15 protein-coding genes are annotated in these 14,994 nt (G+C 61.8%); 13 read left to right on the top strand and 2 right to left on the bottom strand.

Annotated features, from left to right (window positions below):
• Positions 1 to 62 precede the first annotated feature (62 nt).
• Positions 63 to 980: a formate/nitrite transporter family protein gene (locus AC6I7Z_RS13795; protein ID WP_497814634.1), complete on the bottom strand. Its 918-nt coding sequence runs from the start codon at positions 978 to 980 to the stop codon at positions 63 to 65.
• Between the two features lie 243 nt (positions 981 to 1,223).
• Between AC6I7Z_RS13795 and ccmA the strand changes: the two genes are divergently transcribed.
• The 10 genes from ccmA to mlaA are packed head-to-tail and all read left to right on the top strand — an operon-like array spanning position 1,224 to position 8,978.
• Positions 1,224 to 1,841: a cytochrome c biogenesis heme-transporting ATPase CcmA gene (ccmA, locus tag AC6I7Z_RS13790; RefSeq protein WP_497814633.1), complete on the top strand. Its 618-nt coding sequence runs from the start codon at positions 1,224 to 1,226 to the stop codon at positions 1,839 to 1,841.
• A complete protein-coding gene (ccmB, locus tag AC6I7Z_RS13785; protein ID WP_497814632.1) occupies positions 1,841 to 2,500 on the top strand; it encodes a heme exporter protein CcmB in 660 nt (219 codons plus the stop codon). The genes ccmA and ccmB overlap by 1 nt, the downstream gene beginning before the upstream one ends.
• A gap of 56 nt (positions 2,501 to 2,556) precedes the next feature.
• Positions 2,557 to 3,297, top strand: coding sequence for a heme ABC transporter permease (locus AC6I7Z_RS13780; RefSeq protein ID WP_497814631.1), 741 nt, complete (start codon positions 2,557 to 2,559; stop codon positions 3,295 to 3,297).
• On the top strand, positions 3,294 to 3,527 hold the full coding sequence (gene ccmD / locus AC6I7Z_RS13775) for a heme exporter protein CcmD (protein ID WP_033750637.1): 234 nt from the start codon (positions 3,294 to 3,296) through the stop codon (positions 3,525 to 3,527). Before AC6I7Z_RS13780 ends, ccmD begins: the two co-directional genes overlap by 4 nt.
• Positions 3,524 to 4,009 carry a cytochrome c maturation protein CcmE gene (ccmE, locus tag AC6I7Z_RS13770; protein WP_033750634.1) on the top strand — a complete coding sequence of 162 codons (486 nt, stop codon included), beginning with the start codon at positions 3,524 to 3,526 and terminating at the stop codon, positions 4,007 to 4,009. Before ccmD ends, ccmE begins: the two co-directional genes overlap by 4 nt.
• Positions 4,006 to 5,964, top strand: coding sequence for a heme lyase CcmF/NrfE family subunit (locus AC6I7Z_RS13765; RefSeq protein WP_497814630.1), 1,959 nt, complete (start codon positions 4,006 to 4,008; stop codon positions 5,962 to 5,964). Before ccmE ends, AC6I7Z_RS13765 begins: the two co-directional genes overlap by 4 nt.
• Entirely contained in the window at positions 5,961 to 6,515 is a 555-nt protein-coding gene (locus AC6I7Z_RS13760; protein ID WP_033750630.1) for a DsbE family thiol:disulfide interchange protein, read from the top strand. The genes AC6I7Z_RS13765 and AC6I7Z_RS13760 overlap by 4 nt, the downstream gene beginning before the upstream one ends.
• Positions 6,512 to 6,970: a cytochrome c-type biogenesis protein gene (locus AC6I7Z_RS13755; RefSeq protein ID WP_497814629.1), complete on the top strand. Its 459-nt coding sequence runs from the start codon at positions 6,512 to 6,514 to the stop codon at positions 6,968 to 6,970. Before AC6I7Z_RS13760 ends, AC6I7Z_RS13755 begins: the two co-directional genes overlap by 4 nt.
• Positions 6,967 to 8,178: a c-type cytochrome biogenesis protein CcmI gene (ccmI, locus tag AC6I7Z_RS13750; protein WP_497814628.1), complete on the top strand. Its 1,212-nt coding sequence runs from the start codon at positions 6,967 to 6,969 to the stop codon at positions 8,176 to 8,178. The genes AC6I7Z_RS13755 and ccmI overlap by 4 nt, the downstream gene beginning before the upstream one ends.
• A 35-nt stretch (positions 8,179 to 8,213) precedes the next feature.
• Positions 8,214 to 8,978 (top strand): phospholipid-binding lipoprotein MlaA, encoded by a 765-nt coding sequence (mlaA, locus tag AC6I7Z_RS13745; protein WP_033750623.1) that lies wholly within the window; start codon positions 8,214 to 8,216, stop codon positions 8,976 to 8,978.
• A gap of 313 nt (positions 8,979 to 9,291) precedes the next feature.
• On the opposite strand, the gene fadL is transcribed toward mlaA, so the two are convergent.
• Complete coding sequence (fadL, locus tag AC6I7Z_RS13740) at positions 9,292 to 10,575, bottom strand: long-chain fatty acid transporter FadL (RefSeq protein ID WP_497814627.1); 1,284 nt, start codon at positions 10,573 to 10,575, stop codon at positions 9,292 to 9,294.
• Positions 10,576 to 10,936: 361 nt separating this feature from the next.
• Here fadL and AC6I7Z_RS13735 point away from each other — a divergent pair, with 361 nt between their 5' ends.
• The 3 genes from AC6I7Z_RS13735 to fadJ all read left to right on the top strand — a co-directional run bounded on the left by AC6I7Z_RS13735 (position 10,937) and on the right by fadJ (position 14,822).
• Entirely contained in the window at positions 10,937 to 11,233 is a 297-nt protein-coding gene (locus tag AC6I7Z_RS13735; protein WP_497814626.1) for a YfcZ/YiiS family protein, read from the top strand.
• Between the two features lie 161 nt (positions 11,234 to 11,394).
• Entirely contained in the window at positions 11,395 to 12,705 is a 1,311-nt protein-coding gene (gene fadI / locus AC6I7Z_RS13730) for an acetyl-CoA C-acyltransferase FadI (protein ID WP_497814625.1), read from the top strand.
• Entirely contained in the window at positions 12,705 to 14,822 is a 2,118-nt protein-coding gene (fadJ, locus tag AC6I7Z_RS13725; protein ID WP_497814624.1) for a fatty acid oxidation complex subunit alpha FadJ, read from the top strand. Before fadI ends, fadJ begins: the two co-directional genes overlap by 1 nt.
• Positions 14,823 to 14,994: the final 172 nt, after the last annotated feature.

Here is a 14,994-nt window from a genome sequence, read left to right as displayed (position 1 = left end):
ATAGCGCAAACGCGCCGCAAGAATAACCCAATGGCGGCGCGTTTGCTCATTTCCTCAACAGCTTAGCGCTGCTTTTCCTGCTGCTTCGCTTCGCGCTGTTTCGCTTTCATCTCCGCTTTCGCCGCCTCGCTCATATCGTTGCGGATCTGCGCATGGCTGATCAATGCGAAAATCAGCGTACCGCCGGTGATATTACCCAGCAGCGTCGGCAGCGCGAACGGCCAGATAAACTCATACCAGCTAATCTGCCCGGTAAAGACCAGATAGAGGATCTCCACCGAACCCACCACAATATGCGCCAGATCGCCGAGCCCGACCAGCCAGGTCATCATCACGATGACTATCAGCTTAGTCGCGCCCGCCTGCGGCATCATCCAGACCATCGTGGCGATAATCCAGCCGGAAATCACCGCATTGGCGAACATCTCGCCGGGGGTGTTTTCCATTACCTTCTGGCTGATGGCGCTAAAGGCCTGGCGCGTCGCGTCGTCGAAAATCGGCATCTCGGCAAAGGCGAGCGAGGCGAGAGCGGTGCCGATCAGGTTGCCGAGCAGCACCAGACCCCACAGCCGCAGCAGCAGGCCGATATTGCCCATGGTCGGTTTGTGCATCACCGGCAGCACCGCCGTTACCGTATTCTCGGTAAAGAGCTGCTGGCGCGCCATGATGACGATAACGAAGCCGAAGGTGTAGCCCAGATTTTCCAGCAAAAAAGCGCCGGGCAGGCCGTCAAGATGAACCTGAAAGATCCCCTTCGCCATCAGCGAGGCGCCCATCGACAGGCCGGCCGCAATCGCCGACCAGAGCAGCGCCATCCCGTCGCGCTCCAGCTCCTTTTCGCCATCCTGACGAATCTCTTCATGTATCGCCGCCGCGCGTGAGGGCAGGGCCTCTTCGTTTACCTCAATTTCCGTTCCTTGCTCTTTCTCTTCGCTGTCGACATCGTTTTCATCCTGGTTAACTGATGGGGAAGGTTTCATGTTTGCTCCTTGTTATTATTGCTGCGCGTAATAAGCGTAGCCTGTTTTGGCAAGGGCGAAATGTAACTATCTTTCAGATGAAGCGTAACAAAATTTTAACGCTGAGCATTTTTTATCCATATTCGCCCTGGAACAGCCATAACCCTTAGACCGGGCGCGCCGCGCCGCACGGCATGGGCTTCGGCCCACCGCAACCTTGTGGTATTATCCTGGCCTCTTTTTACCTGGCGCGACCTCTCCTGCATGCTCGAAGTCATTAATCTCTCTTGCGTTCGCGACGAACGCACGCTGTTCCACGGCCTGTCGTTCGGCGTGACGGCGGGCGATATCGTACAGATCGAAGGGCCGAACGGCGCCGGTAAAACGTCGCTGCTGCGCCTGCTGGCGGGACTGAGCCGTCCGGAAGAGGGCGAGGTGCGCTGGCAAAGCGAGCCGATACGCCAACAGCGCGAACAGTGGCATCAAAGCCTGCTTTTTCTCGGCCATCAGCCCGGCGTAAAAGCGGTACTATCGCCGCTGGAAAATCTGCGCTTCTATCATCCGAACCGCGACGCCTCGCAGATATTCGACGCGCTGGAGTGCGTCGATCTGCTGGGCTACGAAGAGGTGCCGGTGGCGCAGCTCTCGGCGGGACAGCAGCGGCGCGTGGCGCTGGCGCGGCTCTGGCTCAGCGACGCCGCGCTGTGGATCCTGGATGAGCCGCTGACGGCGATAGATAAAGAGGGTGTGGAGAAGTTAATGAAGCGCTTTACGCAACATGCCGAAAATGGCGGCTCGGTTATTCTCACCACCCATCAGGATCTGCCAAAAAGCCATGCGCGCGTGCGTAAAATACGGCTTACTGGCGCGGAGCTGCTCTGATGTCGCTGCGCGTGATTCAGCGCGAGCTGCGCATCGCCTTTCACAGCGGCGCAGAGGTGGTTAACCCGCTCTGGTTCTTTCTGATCGTGATTACGCTGTTCCCGCTCGGTATCGGGCCGGAACCGCAGCAGCTGGCGCGCATCGCGCCGGGCGTCGCCTGGGTCGCCGCGTTGCTTTCATCGCTGCTGGCGCTGGAGCGCTTGTTCCGCGACGATTTTATCGACGGATCGCTGGAGCAGCTGTTGCTGCTGCCGACGCCGCTGCCGGTTACCGTGCTGGGCAAGGTGATCGCCCACTGGCTGGTCACCGGACTGCCGCTGATCCTGCTGTCGCCGCTGGCGGCGCTGCTGCTGTCGCTCGATTTCAACAGCTGGCTGGCGATGGCGCTGACGCTGCTGCTCGGCACGCCGACCTTCAGCTTTCTCGGCGCCATCGGCGTCGCGCTGACGGTTGGACTGCGGCGCGGCGGCGTGCTGCTGAGCCTGCTGGTGCTGCCGCTGGCGGTGCCGGTACTGATTTTCGCCAGCGCGGCGATCGACGCGGCGGGCCAGGGATTGCCGATCGGCGGTTATCTGGCGATCCTCGGCGCGATGCTGGCGGCCAGCGCGACGCTGGCGCCGTTCGCCACCGCTGCCGCGCTGCGTATCGCGCTGCACTGATCCGCACATGCGTCAGACATGTCGGGAATGATTTTTTAACCTGTGAGCAATGCAACATGTGGAAATGGTTACATCAGCTGGGAAGGCCGGAGCGGCTTTATCAGCTCTGCGGGCGTTTAATTCCCTGGTTTGCCGTAGCGGGCGCGGCGACGCTGCTGCTCGGCTGGATCTGGGGTTTTGGTTTTGCGCCGGCCGACTATCAGCAGGGCGATAGTTTCCGCATTATGTACATTCACGTTCCGGCGGCGATGTGGTCGATGGGCGTCTATGCCGCGATGGCGGTTGCCGCGTTTACCGGCCTGGTGTGGCAGATGAAGATGGCGGATCTGGTCTCTGCCGCGATGGCGCCGGTCGGCGCGGTCTTTACCTTTATCGCCCTGATCACCGGCTCCGCCTGGGGCAAGCCGATGTGGGGCACCTGGTGGATCTGGGACGCGCGCCTGACCTCGGAACTGGTGCTGCTCTTCCTCTATATGGGCGTGATAGCGCTCTATCAGTCGTTTGACGACCGCCGCACGGCGGGACGCGCGGCTGGCATTCTGATCCTGGTCGGCGTGGTCAATCTGCCGATCATTCACTTCTCGGTGCAGTGGTGGAACACCCTGCATCAGGGCTCGTCAGGTATTCTGCAGCAGGCGATCGCGCCGAGCATGCGCACGCCGCTGCGCTGGGCGATCCTCGGCTATCTGCTGCTGTTCGTCACGCTGACGCTAATGCGTCTGCGCAACCTTATCCTCTACACCGAGCGTCACCGCCCCTGGGTAGCGAACCTCTCCAACGGAGGCCGTAAAGCATGACGCCCGCTTTCTCTTCCCTGTCCGCCTTTTTCGCCATGGGCGGCTACGCCTTTTACGTCTGGCTGGCGGTGATCTGCACCCTTGTTCCGCTTGGCGGGCTGCTGCTGCATACGCTGCTGCAGCGCCGCCGTCTGCTGGCAGAGATCCGCCAGCGTCAGTCCAGGGAGCGCCGCATCCGTTCGGCGAAAATGAAACAAGCCGCCGGTGAAGCGGCAGGAGATCCAATGTGAATACCCGTCGTCGTCAGCGCCTGTACGTTGTTGTGGCGATCCTGGTGGGGCTGGGCCTCGCCACGTCGCTGGTTATGTATGCGCTGCGTTCCAATATCGACCTGTTCTACACGCCGAGCGAAATCCTCTACGGCAAAGGCGAGGACCATCAGAAGCCGGAAGCGGGGCAGCGCCTGCGCGTCGGGGGCATGGTGATGCCGGGCAGCGTCAAGCGCGATCCGAATACGCTGGCCGTCTCGTTTAAGCTTTACGACGCCAACGGCGTGGTCAGCGTCAGCTTCGAAGGCATTCTGCCGGACCTGTTCCGCGAAGGGCAGGGCGTCGTCGCGCAGGGCGTGCTGGAAGAGGGCAACCTGGTCAACGCCAAAGAGGTGCTGGCGAAGCATGACGAGAAGTACACGCCGCCGGAAATCGAGGATGCGATGAAGAAGAACCACAAGAGCCCGCAGGCGCTGGCGGAACAGGCGAGAACCCAGTCATGATGCCAGAAGTTGGAAGTTTTCTGCTCTGCCTGGCGCTGGGCATCGCGCTGCTGTTGAGCGTTTATCCGCTGTGGGGCGCGGTGCGTCAGGACGCGCGTCTGATGGGGCTGGCGCGTCCGCTCGCCAGCGGCCTGTTCCTCTGCATCGCCGGGGCGTTCCTCGTGCTGGTGCACGCCTTCGTGGTCAACGACTTTACCGTCGCCTACGTCGCCGCCAACTCCAATACGCTGCTGCCGGTCTATTACCGCGTCGCCGCGACCTGGGGCGCTCATGAAGGCTCGCTGCTGCTCTGGGTGCTGCTGCTCAGCAGCTGGACGCTGCTGGTGGCGATATTCAGCCGCGGCATGCCGCAGGATGCGCTGGCGCGCGTGCTGGCGGTGATGGGCATGATCAATCTCGGCTTTTTGCTGTTTATTATTCTCACCTCGAATCCCTTTACCCGTACGCTGCCGGACTTCCCCATCGACGGGCGCGATCTTAATCCGATGCTGCAGGATATCGGCCTGATCTTCCATCCGCCGCTGCTCTACATGGGCTACGTCGGCTTCTCGGTGGCCTTCGCCTTCGCCATCGCCTCGCTGATGGCGGGGCGGCTGGATACCGCCTGGGCGCGCTGGTCGCGCCCCTGGACCACGGCTGCCTGGGTGTTTCTGACCATCGGCATCGTGCTCGGCTCGGCATGGGCCTATTACGAACTCGGCTGGGGCGGCTGGTGGTTCTGGGACCCGGTCGAGAACGCCTCCTTTATGCCGTGGCTGGCGGGCACCGCGCTAATGCACTCGCTGGCGGTGACGGAAAAGCGTGGCACCTTCAAAGCCTGGACGGTGCTGCTGGCGATCACCGCCTTCTCCCTCAGCCTGCTCGGCACCTTTCTGGTGCGCTCCGGCGTGCTGGTGTCGGTGCACTCCTTTGCCTCAGATCCGGCGCGCGGCATGTTTATCCTCGCCTTCCTGGTGATCGTGATCGGCAGCTCGCTGCTGCTCTACGCCATTAAGGGCGGACAGGTGCGCAGCCGCGTGCAGAACGAAACCTGGTCGCGCGAATCTTTCCTGCTCGGCAACAACGTGCTGCTGATCGCCGCGATGCTGGTGGTGCTGCTCGGCACGCTGCTGCCGCTGGTGCACAAGCAGCTCGGCCTCGGCAGCATCTCCGTAGGCGAGCCTTTCTTTAACACCATGTTCAGCTGGCTGATGGCGCCGTTCGCGCTGATGCTCGGCATCGGGCCGCTGGTGCGCTGGCGTCGCGACGAGCCGCAGAAGCTGTGGAAGCGTCTGGCGCTGGCGCTGGTGGTAACGCTGGCCAGCGCCATTCTGCTGCCCTGGCTGCTGCAGGATCGCATCGAGGCGATGACGGTCGTAGGACTGCTGATGTCGGTGTGGATCCTGGTGCTGACGCTGATGGAGCTGCACGAGCGCGCCACTCACCGCCACGCTTTCTTTCGCGGTCTGCGCCATCTGTCGCGCAGCCACTGGGGCATGGTGCTGGGCCATATCGGCGTCGGCGTCACGGTGATCGGCATCGCCTTTAGCACCCAGTACAGCGTCGAGCGCGACGTGCGCATGAAAGCGGGCGACAGCATTGATATTCACAGTTACCACTTCGTGTTCCGTGACGTGCATAACCTGCAGGGGCCGAACTACAGCGGCGGCGTCGGCATTATCGACGTCAGCCGCAACGGCAAGCCAGAAGCGGTGCTGCACGCGGAAAAACGTTTCTACACCGCGGCGCGCACCATGATGACCGAGGCGGCGATCGACGGCGGCTTTACGCGCGATCTCTACGCCGCGCTGGGCGAAGAGCTGGATAACGGCTCCTGGGCGGTGCGCATCTACTACAAACCTTTTGTGCGCTGGATCTGGTTCGGCGGCCTCTTTATGGCGGTCGGCGGCCTGCTCTGCCTGCTCGATCCGCGCTACCGCTCGCGGAAAAAAGCCGCGCGTGAGGAACGGGCATGAACAAGAAAATTCTCTTTATTCCGCTGATTCTGTTTTTGCTGCTGGCGGCGGCGCTGCTGTGGCAGCTGTCGCGCAACGCCGGCGGCGACGATCCGACCCGGCTGGAGTCGGCGCTCATCGGCAAGCCGGTGCCGCTGTTTAAGCTGGAAGCGCTCGATCGGCCCGGCAAGATCTACGACCAGAAGGTTCTCAACGACGGCAAACCGATTCTGCTGAACGTCTGGGCGACCTGGTGCCCGACCTGCCGCGCGGAGCATCAGTATCTCAACCAGCTGGCGGAGCAGGGCATTCGCGTCGTGGGCCTCAACTACAAAGACGATCGCACCAAAGCGGTGACCTGGCTCAATACGCTGGGCAACCCTTATGCGCTCAGCCTCTATGACGGCGACGGCATGCTGGGGCTGGATCTCGGCGTTTATGGCGCGCCGGAAACCTTCCTGATCGACGGCAACGGCATTATCCGCTACCGCCACGCGGGCGATCTCAACGCGCGCGTCTGGCAGCAGGAAGTGCTGCCGCTGTGGCGGAAATACAGCAAGGAGGGCGTATGAAACGCTTACTTTTTATGCTCTGCGGCCTGCTGTTCAGCGTCAGCCTGTGGGCGGCGATCGACACTTACCAGTTCGACTCTGTGGCGCAGGAGGAGCAGTACCGCGATCTCACCGCCTCGCTGCGCTGCCCGAAATGCCAGAACAACAGCATCGCCGACTCGAATGCGATGATCGCGGCGGATATGCGCCTCAAGGTCTATGAGCTGATGAAGCAGGGCCAGAGCCGCCAGCAAATCATCGACTATATGGTGGCGCGCTACGGCAATTTCGTCACCTATGAGCCGCCGGTGACGCCGTCCACGCTGATCCTCTGGGTCGGGCCGGCGCTGTTCGCCGTGCTCGGCGGCCTGGTGATCGTTCTGCGCAGTCGCCAGCGTAAAACGCGCAGCGAGCTGGACGATACCGATCAACAGCGCCTGGCGGCGATACTGAAACGCGACGGGAAGCTGAAATGAGCGCTTTGTGGATAAGCATTATGATTCTGCTGGCGGCCGCCAGCGCCCTGTTTCTCGGCGCGGGCTGGCGTCAGCGCCAGGCGAGCGAGGCCGATCGCGATCGCCTTAATACCGACTTTTATCATCAGCGCCTGCGCGAGCTGGAAGAGGATGAGGCGCAGGGCGTAATCGGCCAGCGCGCCACCATGGTGAGCGAACTGCAGCAGACGCTGCTGACCGATATTCCGCCGCAGAACGTCGCGCCGTCGCGCGCCAGCGGCCGTCTGGTGCTGCTGCCCGGCGTGGTGGCGCTGATCGCGGTGTCGCTCGGCTTCTATCTGAAAAGCGGCGGTCTGACCCAGGTCGCCGCATGGATGCAGGTGCAGCAGGATTATCCGGCGCTGCGCGCGCGGGTGATGGATCCGCAGGCGAAGCCGCTGACCCTGGAGGAGCTGGCGCGACTCCAGCTTGGGCTGCGCACCGCGCTGCAGTCAGAGCCGGACAACCTGAACGACTGGACAATGCTGGGACGTCTCGGCATGGTGCTCAACAATGCCGCCAGCGCCAGCCAGGCGTTCGAGCATGCGCTGCAGCTCGCGCCCAACAACCTCGCGCTGAAACAGGACTATGCTGAAGTGCTGACCCGCTCCAGCGATCCGCAGGATAACCGCCAGGCGGGCCTGATGCTGCGAGATATGCTGAAAGAAGAGGGCGGTAACCTGCGCACGCTCGGCCTGCTGGCGTTTAACGCCTATGAACAGCAGCAGTATGACCAGGCGATTAGCAGCTGGCAGGCTATGCTGAAACAGATCCCGGCCGACGATCGCCGCCGCGTGATGATCGAGCGCAGTATTGAACAAGCAAAAACCGACGCCGGTCAGCAGAATACGCAGCTGGCGTTGACGGTGACGCTGACGCCGGAGGCAGAAAAAATGTTACCGCCGGGCGGAGTCATGTATATTTCTGTTTCTGACGGTGTTTCACCGGTGCCCGTGGCCGTTAAGCGCTTGCCGCTGAGCCACTTTCCGTTATCGCTTACGCTGGATGACAGCAACGCCATGATGCCGGAGCGCCTGCTTTCGGCGCAGCATCAGGTGCAGGTTCGGGTGCGTATTTCCCGCGACGGCAGCGCCAGTCCCCAATCCGGCGACTGGTTTGGTCTGAGCGCGGTGACGCCCTGGGATGGTCATCAGCACATGGCTGTGGAGATTAATCAACAGCAGCCCTGAAGCGATACTTCATTAAACCGCACAGGGAGATAACAATGGCTTACCGCCTGACCAGCCTGGTTTTGGCCAGCGTCATTCTGGCTGGATGCGCCAGCTCAAAGCCGGACAGCGAGGCGCCTGCGCAGCGCAGCGATCCGCTTGAAGGCTTTAACCGCACGATGTTCAACTTTAACTACAACGTGCTGGATCCATACGTGCTGCGTCCGGTCGCGGTGGCGTGGCGCGACTACGTGCCGGTGCCGGCGCGTACGGGCTTAAGCAATTTCCTCGGCAACCTGGAAGAGCCGGCCAGCATGGTCAACTCGATTCTGGTCGGCGAGCCGCGCCAGGCGGGGATTCACTTCACCCGTTTCTTCCTGAACTCGATTCTGGGCCTGGGCGGTTTTATCGACGTGGCAGGCAAGGCGAACCCGGAGCTGGCGCGTGAAGTGCCGCACCGTTTCGGCAGCACGCTCGGCCACTACGGCGTCGGCTACGGTCCCTACGTAGAGCTGCCGGCCTACGGCAGTTTCACCATCCGCGAAGATGGCGGCGACTACGTCGATACGCTCTATCCGGTGCTGGGCTGGCTGACCTGGCCGATGTCTATCGCCAAGTGGACGCTGGAAGGGGTGGAGACGCGCGCGCAGCTGCTTGATTCGGATGCGCTGCTGAAGCAGCAGTCGGATCCCTACGCCTTTATTCGCAACGCCTATTTCCAGCGTCACGATTTTCTGGCGAACGGCGGCCGCCTGAAGCCCGAAGAGAACCCGAACGCCAGCGCGATTCAGGACGATCTGAAAGATATCGACGCGCAGTAACGACGGTAAAAATAGCAATGGCGACCCAGGGGTCGCCATTTTTTTCAGCTAAGGTGCCTACGCGAGTGGCATGGGCCGATCGCAAAGACGCAAAAAGCGGCATCCCTGCCAGCTCGGCCCGCGCGTATACGCCCCTCATCCCTGAGGGGCGCCCGTAAACGGGCAACGCGTTGCGTTGTTCAAAAACGCTCCCGGCGTTTTTGTCCCTGGCGCGGGACGCTTTGCTCTTCTGCCCATGCCACTCGCGTTTTACGATCGGTGCATACCATTAAAAATGGCGACCCAAAGGTCGCCATTTTTCCAGCTCATATCATCAGAACTTGTAGTTAAAGTTCGCGCCGTACAGCCAGGCTTTGCCCACCGAGTTAAAGGTATAGGGGCCTTCTTCCACCGTGACGTGCTGGCCGTGCATATAAGAGACGCCCACATCGACCGAAGCGTCGTCGTTAAAGGCGTACGAAGCGCCAGCGCTCAGCCAGAGACGATCCTGATCGGGAATGGAGATAGAACGCTTGTCCGCCGGAACCGGGCTGTCATCAAAGGCGATGCCGGTGCGGAAAGTCCAGTTCTGATCGTAATAGTAGGTGGTGCCCAGCGCGATGCGATAGGCGTCTTTGAAGCTCTCATCTTTATAGAACAGCGTCTGACCGCTGGAACCGGTGGCTTTCAGCTCCTGGAACTGACTCCAGCTGGTGTAGGCCAGGCTATAGTGCACCGCCCACTGCGGCGCCACTTTATGCCAGCCGGACACCTCCCACATCTCCGGCAGGTTCAGCGTCAGCGCGCCCGGAATAGTAGAACCGCCGGTGGCGTAAGGCAGGCCTAAATTGGCTGCCTGATTGATGCGGTTAATCGAGGTCGGCAGGCTGCTCTTATAGTCGCCGTCGAAATCGACTTTCACTTCTGAGCGATAGCTCAGGCCAAAGCGGTTATTTTTATCTACCTCATACAAAATGCCCGCGTTCCAGCCGTAGCCCCACTCGTCACCCTTCAGATGGGCCACCTGAGTATCGGCGGGAATGCCGAGCGCCGCGCCGGATTCGCCTGCGTAGCGCTCAATTTTAGCGCGCGCGTAAACCGCGTCGAAGCCGACGCCGAAGCTGAAGTGCTCGTTAAGACGATAGGCGGTACTGAGGTTAAGGTTGCCGGTCATCAGATCGGTCTTGCCGCCGTAGCCGCCGGCGGTATAGCCGTCGTTGAATTCCGTCGCCAGACCATAGTTTGAGGTTGCGGAGGCGCCAATCCACCACTGATCGTTAATCGGCTGCACATAGTGAATATTGGGCACCCACTGCGTTGGCGCGATATTGCTGGCGTCGAGGCTGCGGCCGGTCGGACTGTTGCCGGTAATATCGACATCGGGATCGATAAAAACCGCGCCGACAGAAAACATCGGACGATCCATCAGCGCCATGGTCGCCGGGTTGCGGCTGGCTGAGGCGGCGGTATCGCCCATCGCGCCTTCGCCGGAATAGGCGCGGCCCAGACCGGCAGAGGAGAATTCGTTAAGCTGAAAGCCCGCTGCGTATACGTGTGAAGAAACAAGCGCCACTGCAGCCGCCACGGCTGACTTTGCGAACAGGTTTTTATGGCTCATGACCACAACCTCATGTGAATTATTATTAAACTGTAATTGTTACATCGCGTAACAAGGGTCGGCGGATTGTAGGGACTGACCAGAAGCTGACAAATCAGACCAGTGCGGCAAGTATAGGTCTGACCTGTGTAGATGTTGCAATATTGTTTTTAAAATATTTCTGAATTGATCTGCAAAATTTCGATCCGCTTAACAAAAAGAGCGGGGCAGAGAGCAGCATAGCGGCTCTAATTTGTTTTGGATCAAATTTTATTGTGATATTCGTCACTTAGCGAGTCTGACATAGCGCATTTTAAACCGGAGGCGTAAAATTTCGGGCGTTAATCCAGATCGCTAACAGATTTATTCCCAGGAGAACGCAATGACCAATACCATGAATAAATGCAGCGCCAGTGAAACCGCGGCCTGCTGTTGCGTGGATGTCGGCACCGTGATGGATAACAGCGACTGCACCGCCAGCTGGTCAGAGTGGTTCGCGCAGCGCAGCGAGGCAGAAGCGAAACTGGCGAGCCTGACGGAAAAAGCGCGGCAGATTGAGTCGGACCCTTGCCAGATCGACGCCCGCTTCAACGAGCGCGACAACGGCGTGCAGCTGGATATCGATTTCACCTTCGCCTGCCAGGCCGAAACCCTGATTTTTCAGCTGGGCCTGCGCTAAACCTCTGAACGCCGTTGCTTAACGGCGTTTTTCATTTTCGTGTTTCCCCTCGCACTTTTTTTCTTTCCTGATTGGCGGCGCGCCCGCTTGTCGTTAACACTGTGGATCAGGTCAGACCTCTCAGGGCAATGACGCCCGGTCAACATGCACAGGTGAAACAGATGAGCAAAGCGCAGCCGTTGCTGACGCGTGCGGGCGATCGCATCGCCATTACTCACGGACTTCGCACGCCGTTCCTGCGTCAGGCGACAGGTTTTCATGGCATTCCCGCCGTGGAACTCGGCCGGATGGTGATAAGCGAACTAATGGCGCGCCGCGAACTGCCGGTCGAGGCGATAGAGCAGCTGGTGTTCGGTCAGGTGATCCAGATGCCGGAAGCGCCCAACATCGCGCGGGAAGTCGTGCTCAGCAGCGGGCTGAGCGTGCATACCGACGCCTACAGCGTCAGCCGCGCCTGCGCCACCAGCTTTCAGGCGGTCGCCAACGTGGCGGAAAGCCTGATGGCGGGCACTATCCGCGCGGGTATCGCGGGCGGCGCGGACTCCTCATCGGTGCTGCCGATCGGCGTCAGCAAAACCCTGGCGCGCGCCTTGCTCGACCTCAGCAAGGCGCGCAGTCTGGGGCAGAAAGCGCAGATTCTGCGTCGCCTGCGGCCGCGCGATCTGCTGCCGGTGCCGCCCGCCGTCGCCGAGTACTCCACCGGTTTGCGCATGGGCGATACGGCGGAGCAGATGGCGAAAACGCACGGCATTAGCCGCGCGGCGCAGGATGCGCTGGCGCTGCGGTCGCACCAGCGCGCCGCCAGCGCCTGGCAATCCGGCGTGCTGCAGCAGGAGGTGATGCCCGCCTTCGCGCCGCCGTGGAAAGCGCCCATCGAGCAGGACAACAACGTGCGCATGGCGGCAAAAATCGAAGACTACGCGCGGCTGCGGCCGGCGTTCGACCGCCAGCACGGCAGCGTCACGGCGGCCAACAGCACGCCGCTTACCGACGGCGCGGCGGCGGTGGTGTTGATGAGCGAAGGACGCGCGCGCGAGCTAGGCATTCCGCCGCTGGGCTATCTGCGCAGCTACGCCTTTACCGCTATCGACGTGCAGCAGGACATGCTGCTCGGTCCCGCCTACGCCTCGCCGCTGGCGCTGGATCGCGCCGGCGTCGCGCTGAGCGATCTGACGCTGATCGATATGCATGAAGCCTTTGCCGCCCAGACGCTCTGCAACCTGCAGTGCTTCAACGACGAACGCTTCGCGCGGGAAAAACTTAATCGCCCGCAGGCGCTGGGCGAGGTCGACGAAGCGCGCTTCAACGTGCTCGGCGGCTCTATCGCCTACGGCCATCCTTTCGCCGCCACCGGGGCGCGCATGATTACCCAAACGCTGCATGAGCTGCGGCGTCGCGGCGGCGGACTGGCGCTGGTCACCGCCTGCGCGGCAGGCGGCTTAGGCGCGGCCATGGTTTTGGAGGCGGAATAATGGAACAGAACGCTTTCTCTTTACAGATGCGGCCGGATCACGTTGGCGTCATCGTCATCGACGTGCCGGGCGAAAAGATGAATACCCTGCGGGCCGCCTTTGCGCAGCAGCTGGCAGCGGTCATTGACGAGGCGCGGCGCGATACCCAACTGGCCGGCCTGGTGCTTATCTCCGGCAAGCCTGACAATTTTATCGCTGGCGCCGATATCAGCATGATTGCCGACTGCCGCAGCGCCGAGCAGGCGGAGTCGCTGGCGCGGCAAGGCCAGGAAGCGATGGCGGCGCTCGCGGCGCTGCCGTTTCCGGTTGTGGCGGCGATCCACGGCGCCTGCCTGGGCGGCGGGCTGGAGCTGGCGCTCGCCTGCGATGCGCGCATCTGTACCCTGGATGATAAAACCCGGCTCGGTCTGCCGGAGGTGCAGCTGGGACTGTTGCCGGGCTCGGGCGGCACCCAGCGCCTGCCGCGACTTATCGGGCTGCGGCAGGCGCTGCCGCTGATACTCACCGGCAAAACCCTGCGGGCAAAGCAGGCGCGCAGGATGGGGCTGGTGGATGACGCGGTGCCGCAGGCGATCCTGCTGGAAAGCGCGGTGGCGCGCGTGCTGAAGGGCAGGCATGCCGCGCGCGAGCTGCCGCTGCGCGATCGCGTAATGCAGGCGCCGCTGGCGCGCCACGCGATTTTTGCGCTGGCGCAGCGCGAAACCGCGCGCAAAACGCACGGCAACTACCCGGCCGCGCAGCGCATTATCGACGTGGTGCGCATCGGCATCGAGCAGGGCAGCGAGGCAGGACATCGGGCAGAGGCGCGCGCCTTCGGCGAACTGGCGATGACGCCGCAATCCGCCGCGCTGCGTAGCCTGTTCTTCGCCAGCACGGCGATGAAAAAAGAGACCGGCGCCGAAGCCGAGCCGCGCACGCTGCGGCAGGTCGGCATACTGGGCGGCGGGCTGATGGGCGGCGGTATCGCCAGCGTCACGGCGATCAACGCCGGGCTGCCGGTCCGCATCAAGGATATCCACCTGCAGGGCGTCAACCATGCGCTGAAAGCGAGCTGGGAAGGGCTGAGCAAAAAAGTCAAACGGCGTCATATCAGCGCGGCGCAGCGTCAGCAGCAGATGGCGCGCATTACCGGCGGCACCGATTATCAGGGCTTCGCTCAACGCGACCTGGTGATTGAGGCGGTGTTCGAAGATCTGCCGCTTAAACAGCAGATGGTCGCTGAGGTCGAAGCCCACTGCGCGCCGCACGCCATCTTCGCCTCGAATACCTCGTCGCTGCCGATCGCGGATATCGCCGCACAGGCGCAGCGGCCGGAAAACGTTATCGGCCTGCACTACTTCAGTCCGGTGGAAAAGATGCCGCTGGTGGAGGTGATCCCGCACGCCACCACTTCGCAGCAGACGCTGGCCACCACCGTCGCGCTGGCGAAAAAGCAGGGCAAAACGCCCATCGTCGTGGCGGACCGCGCCGGCTTCTATGTGAATCGCATTCTCGCGCCCTATATAAATGAAGCAATGCGCTGCCTGCTGGAGGGCGAACCGGTGGAGCATATCGATCGCGCGCTGGTCCGGGCGGGCTTTCCCGTCGGCCCGATTCAGCTGCTGGACGAGGTGGGCATCGACGTCGGCAGCAAGATTACGCCAGTGCTGCAACAGGCTTACGGCGAGCGCTTCGCCGCGCCAGCCGCTTTTGAGGCGGTGCTGAAGGACGATCGCAAAGGGCGTAAAAACGGCAAAGGCTTCTACCTTTATGGCGGCGGTCGGCGCGGCGGCAAAAAGCCCGATCCGGCAATCTATCCGCTGCTCGGCGTGCGGCCCGCGGCGAAGCTGAGCGAAGCGCAAATCGCCGAGCGCTGCATGATGATGATGCTGAACGAGGCGGCGCGCTGTCTCGACGAAGGCGTGATCCGCAGCGCGCGCGACGGCGATGTCGGCGCGGTATTCGGCATCGGCTTTCCGCCGTTTCTCGGTGGGCCGTTCCGCTATATGGACCAGCGCGGCGCAGCGGATATCGCGCAAACATTACGCGGCTTAATGCGCCAGTATGGCGAGCGCTTCGCCCCGTGCGAGGCGCTGCTGGAGGCGGAACAGCATAAGAGGAAATTTTACATTTCCTGACCGAATGGAATATCCGCACCGATTCAGCGGGTTAGAAAAGCGCCGTCAGAGCAGGCGGCGCGGCACGATTCTGAGAAGCGCTTATTTAATAAACAACCGGTTGACTATACTCAAGTCATTGGGGTACAACACAGCGTTCATTCGCAGAATGAAGAGTCAGACGCCTCCGCGT

The sequence above is a fragment of the Pantoea sp. X-Soil-MYKO-1289 genome, assembly GCF_059730625.1.
The sequence above is the reverse complement of the archived record's forward strand: the minus strand, read 5'-3'. Positions and strand labels throughout refer to the sequence as shown.

Excerpts from the sequence above, each read along its gene's own strand:
- AC6I7Z_RS13795 (WP_497814634.1), bottom strand. The coding sequence starts at position 980 with ATGAAACCTTCCCCATCAGTTAACCAGGATGAAAACGATGTCGACAGC.
- ccmA (WP_497814633.1), top strand. The coding sequence starts at position 1,224 with ATGCTCGAAGTCATTAATCTCTCTTGCGTTCGCGACGAACGCACGCTG.
- ccmB (WP_497814632.1), top strand. The coding sequence starts at position 1,841 with ATGTCGCTGCGCGTGATTCAGCGCGAGCTGCGCATCGCCTTTCACAGC.
- AC6I7Z_RS13780 (WP_497814631.1), top strand. The coding sequence starts at position 2,557 with ATGTGGAAATGGTTACATCAGCTGGGAAGGCCGGAGCGGCTTTATCAG.
- ccmD (WP_033750637.1), top strand. The coding sequence starts at position 3,294 with ATGACGCCCGCTTTCTCTTCCCTGTCCGCCTTTTTCGCCATGGGCGGC.
- AC6I7Z_RS13765 (WP_497814630.1), top strand. The coding sequence starts at position 4,006 with ATGATGCCAGAAGTTGGAAGTTTTCTGCTCTGCCTGGCGCTGGGCATC.
- AC6I7Z_RS13760 (WP_033750630.1), top strand. The coding sequence starts at position 5,961 with ATGAACAAGAAAATTCTCTTTATTCCGCTGATTCTGTTTTTGCTGCTG.
- AC6I7Z_RS13755 (WP_497814629.1), top strand. The coding sequence starts at position 6,512 with ATGAAACGCTTACTTTTTATGCTCTGCGGCCTGCTGTTCAGCGTCAGC.
- ccmI (WP_497814628.1), top strand. The coding sequence starts at position 6,967 with ATGAGCGCTTTGTGGATAAGCATTATGATTCTGCTGGCGGCCGCCAGC.
- mlaA (WP_033750623.1), top strand. The coding sequence starts at position 8,214 with ATGGCTTACCGCCTGACCAGCCTGGTTTTGGCCAGCGTCATTCTGGCT.
- fadL (WP_497814627.1), bottom strand. The coding sequence starts at position 10,575 with ATGAGCCATAAAAACCTGTTCGCAAAGTCAGCCGTGGCGGCTGCAGTG.
- AC6I7Z_RS13735 (WP_497814626.1), top strand. The coding sequence starts at position 10,937 with ATGACCAATACCATGAATAAATGCAGCGCCAGTGAAACCGCGGCCTGC.
- fadI (WP_497814625.1), top strand. The coding sequence starts at position 11,395 with ATGAGCAAAGCGCAGCCGTTGCTGACGCGTGCGGGCGATCGCATCGCC.
- fadJ (WP_497814624.1), top strand. The coding sequence starts at position 12,705 with ATGGAACAGAACGCTTTCTCTTTACAGATGCGGCCGGATCACGTTGGC.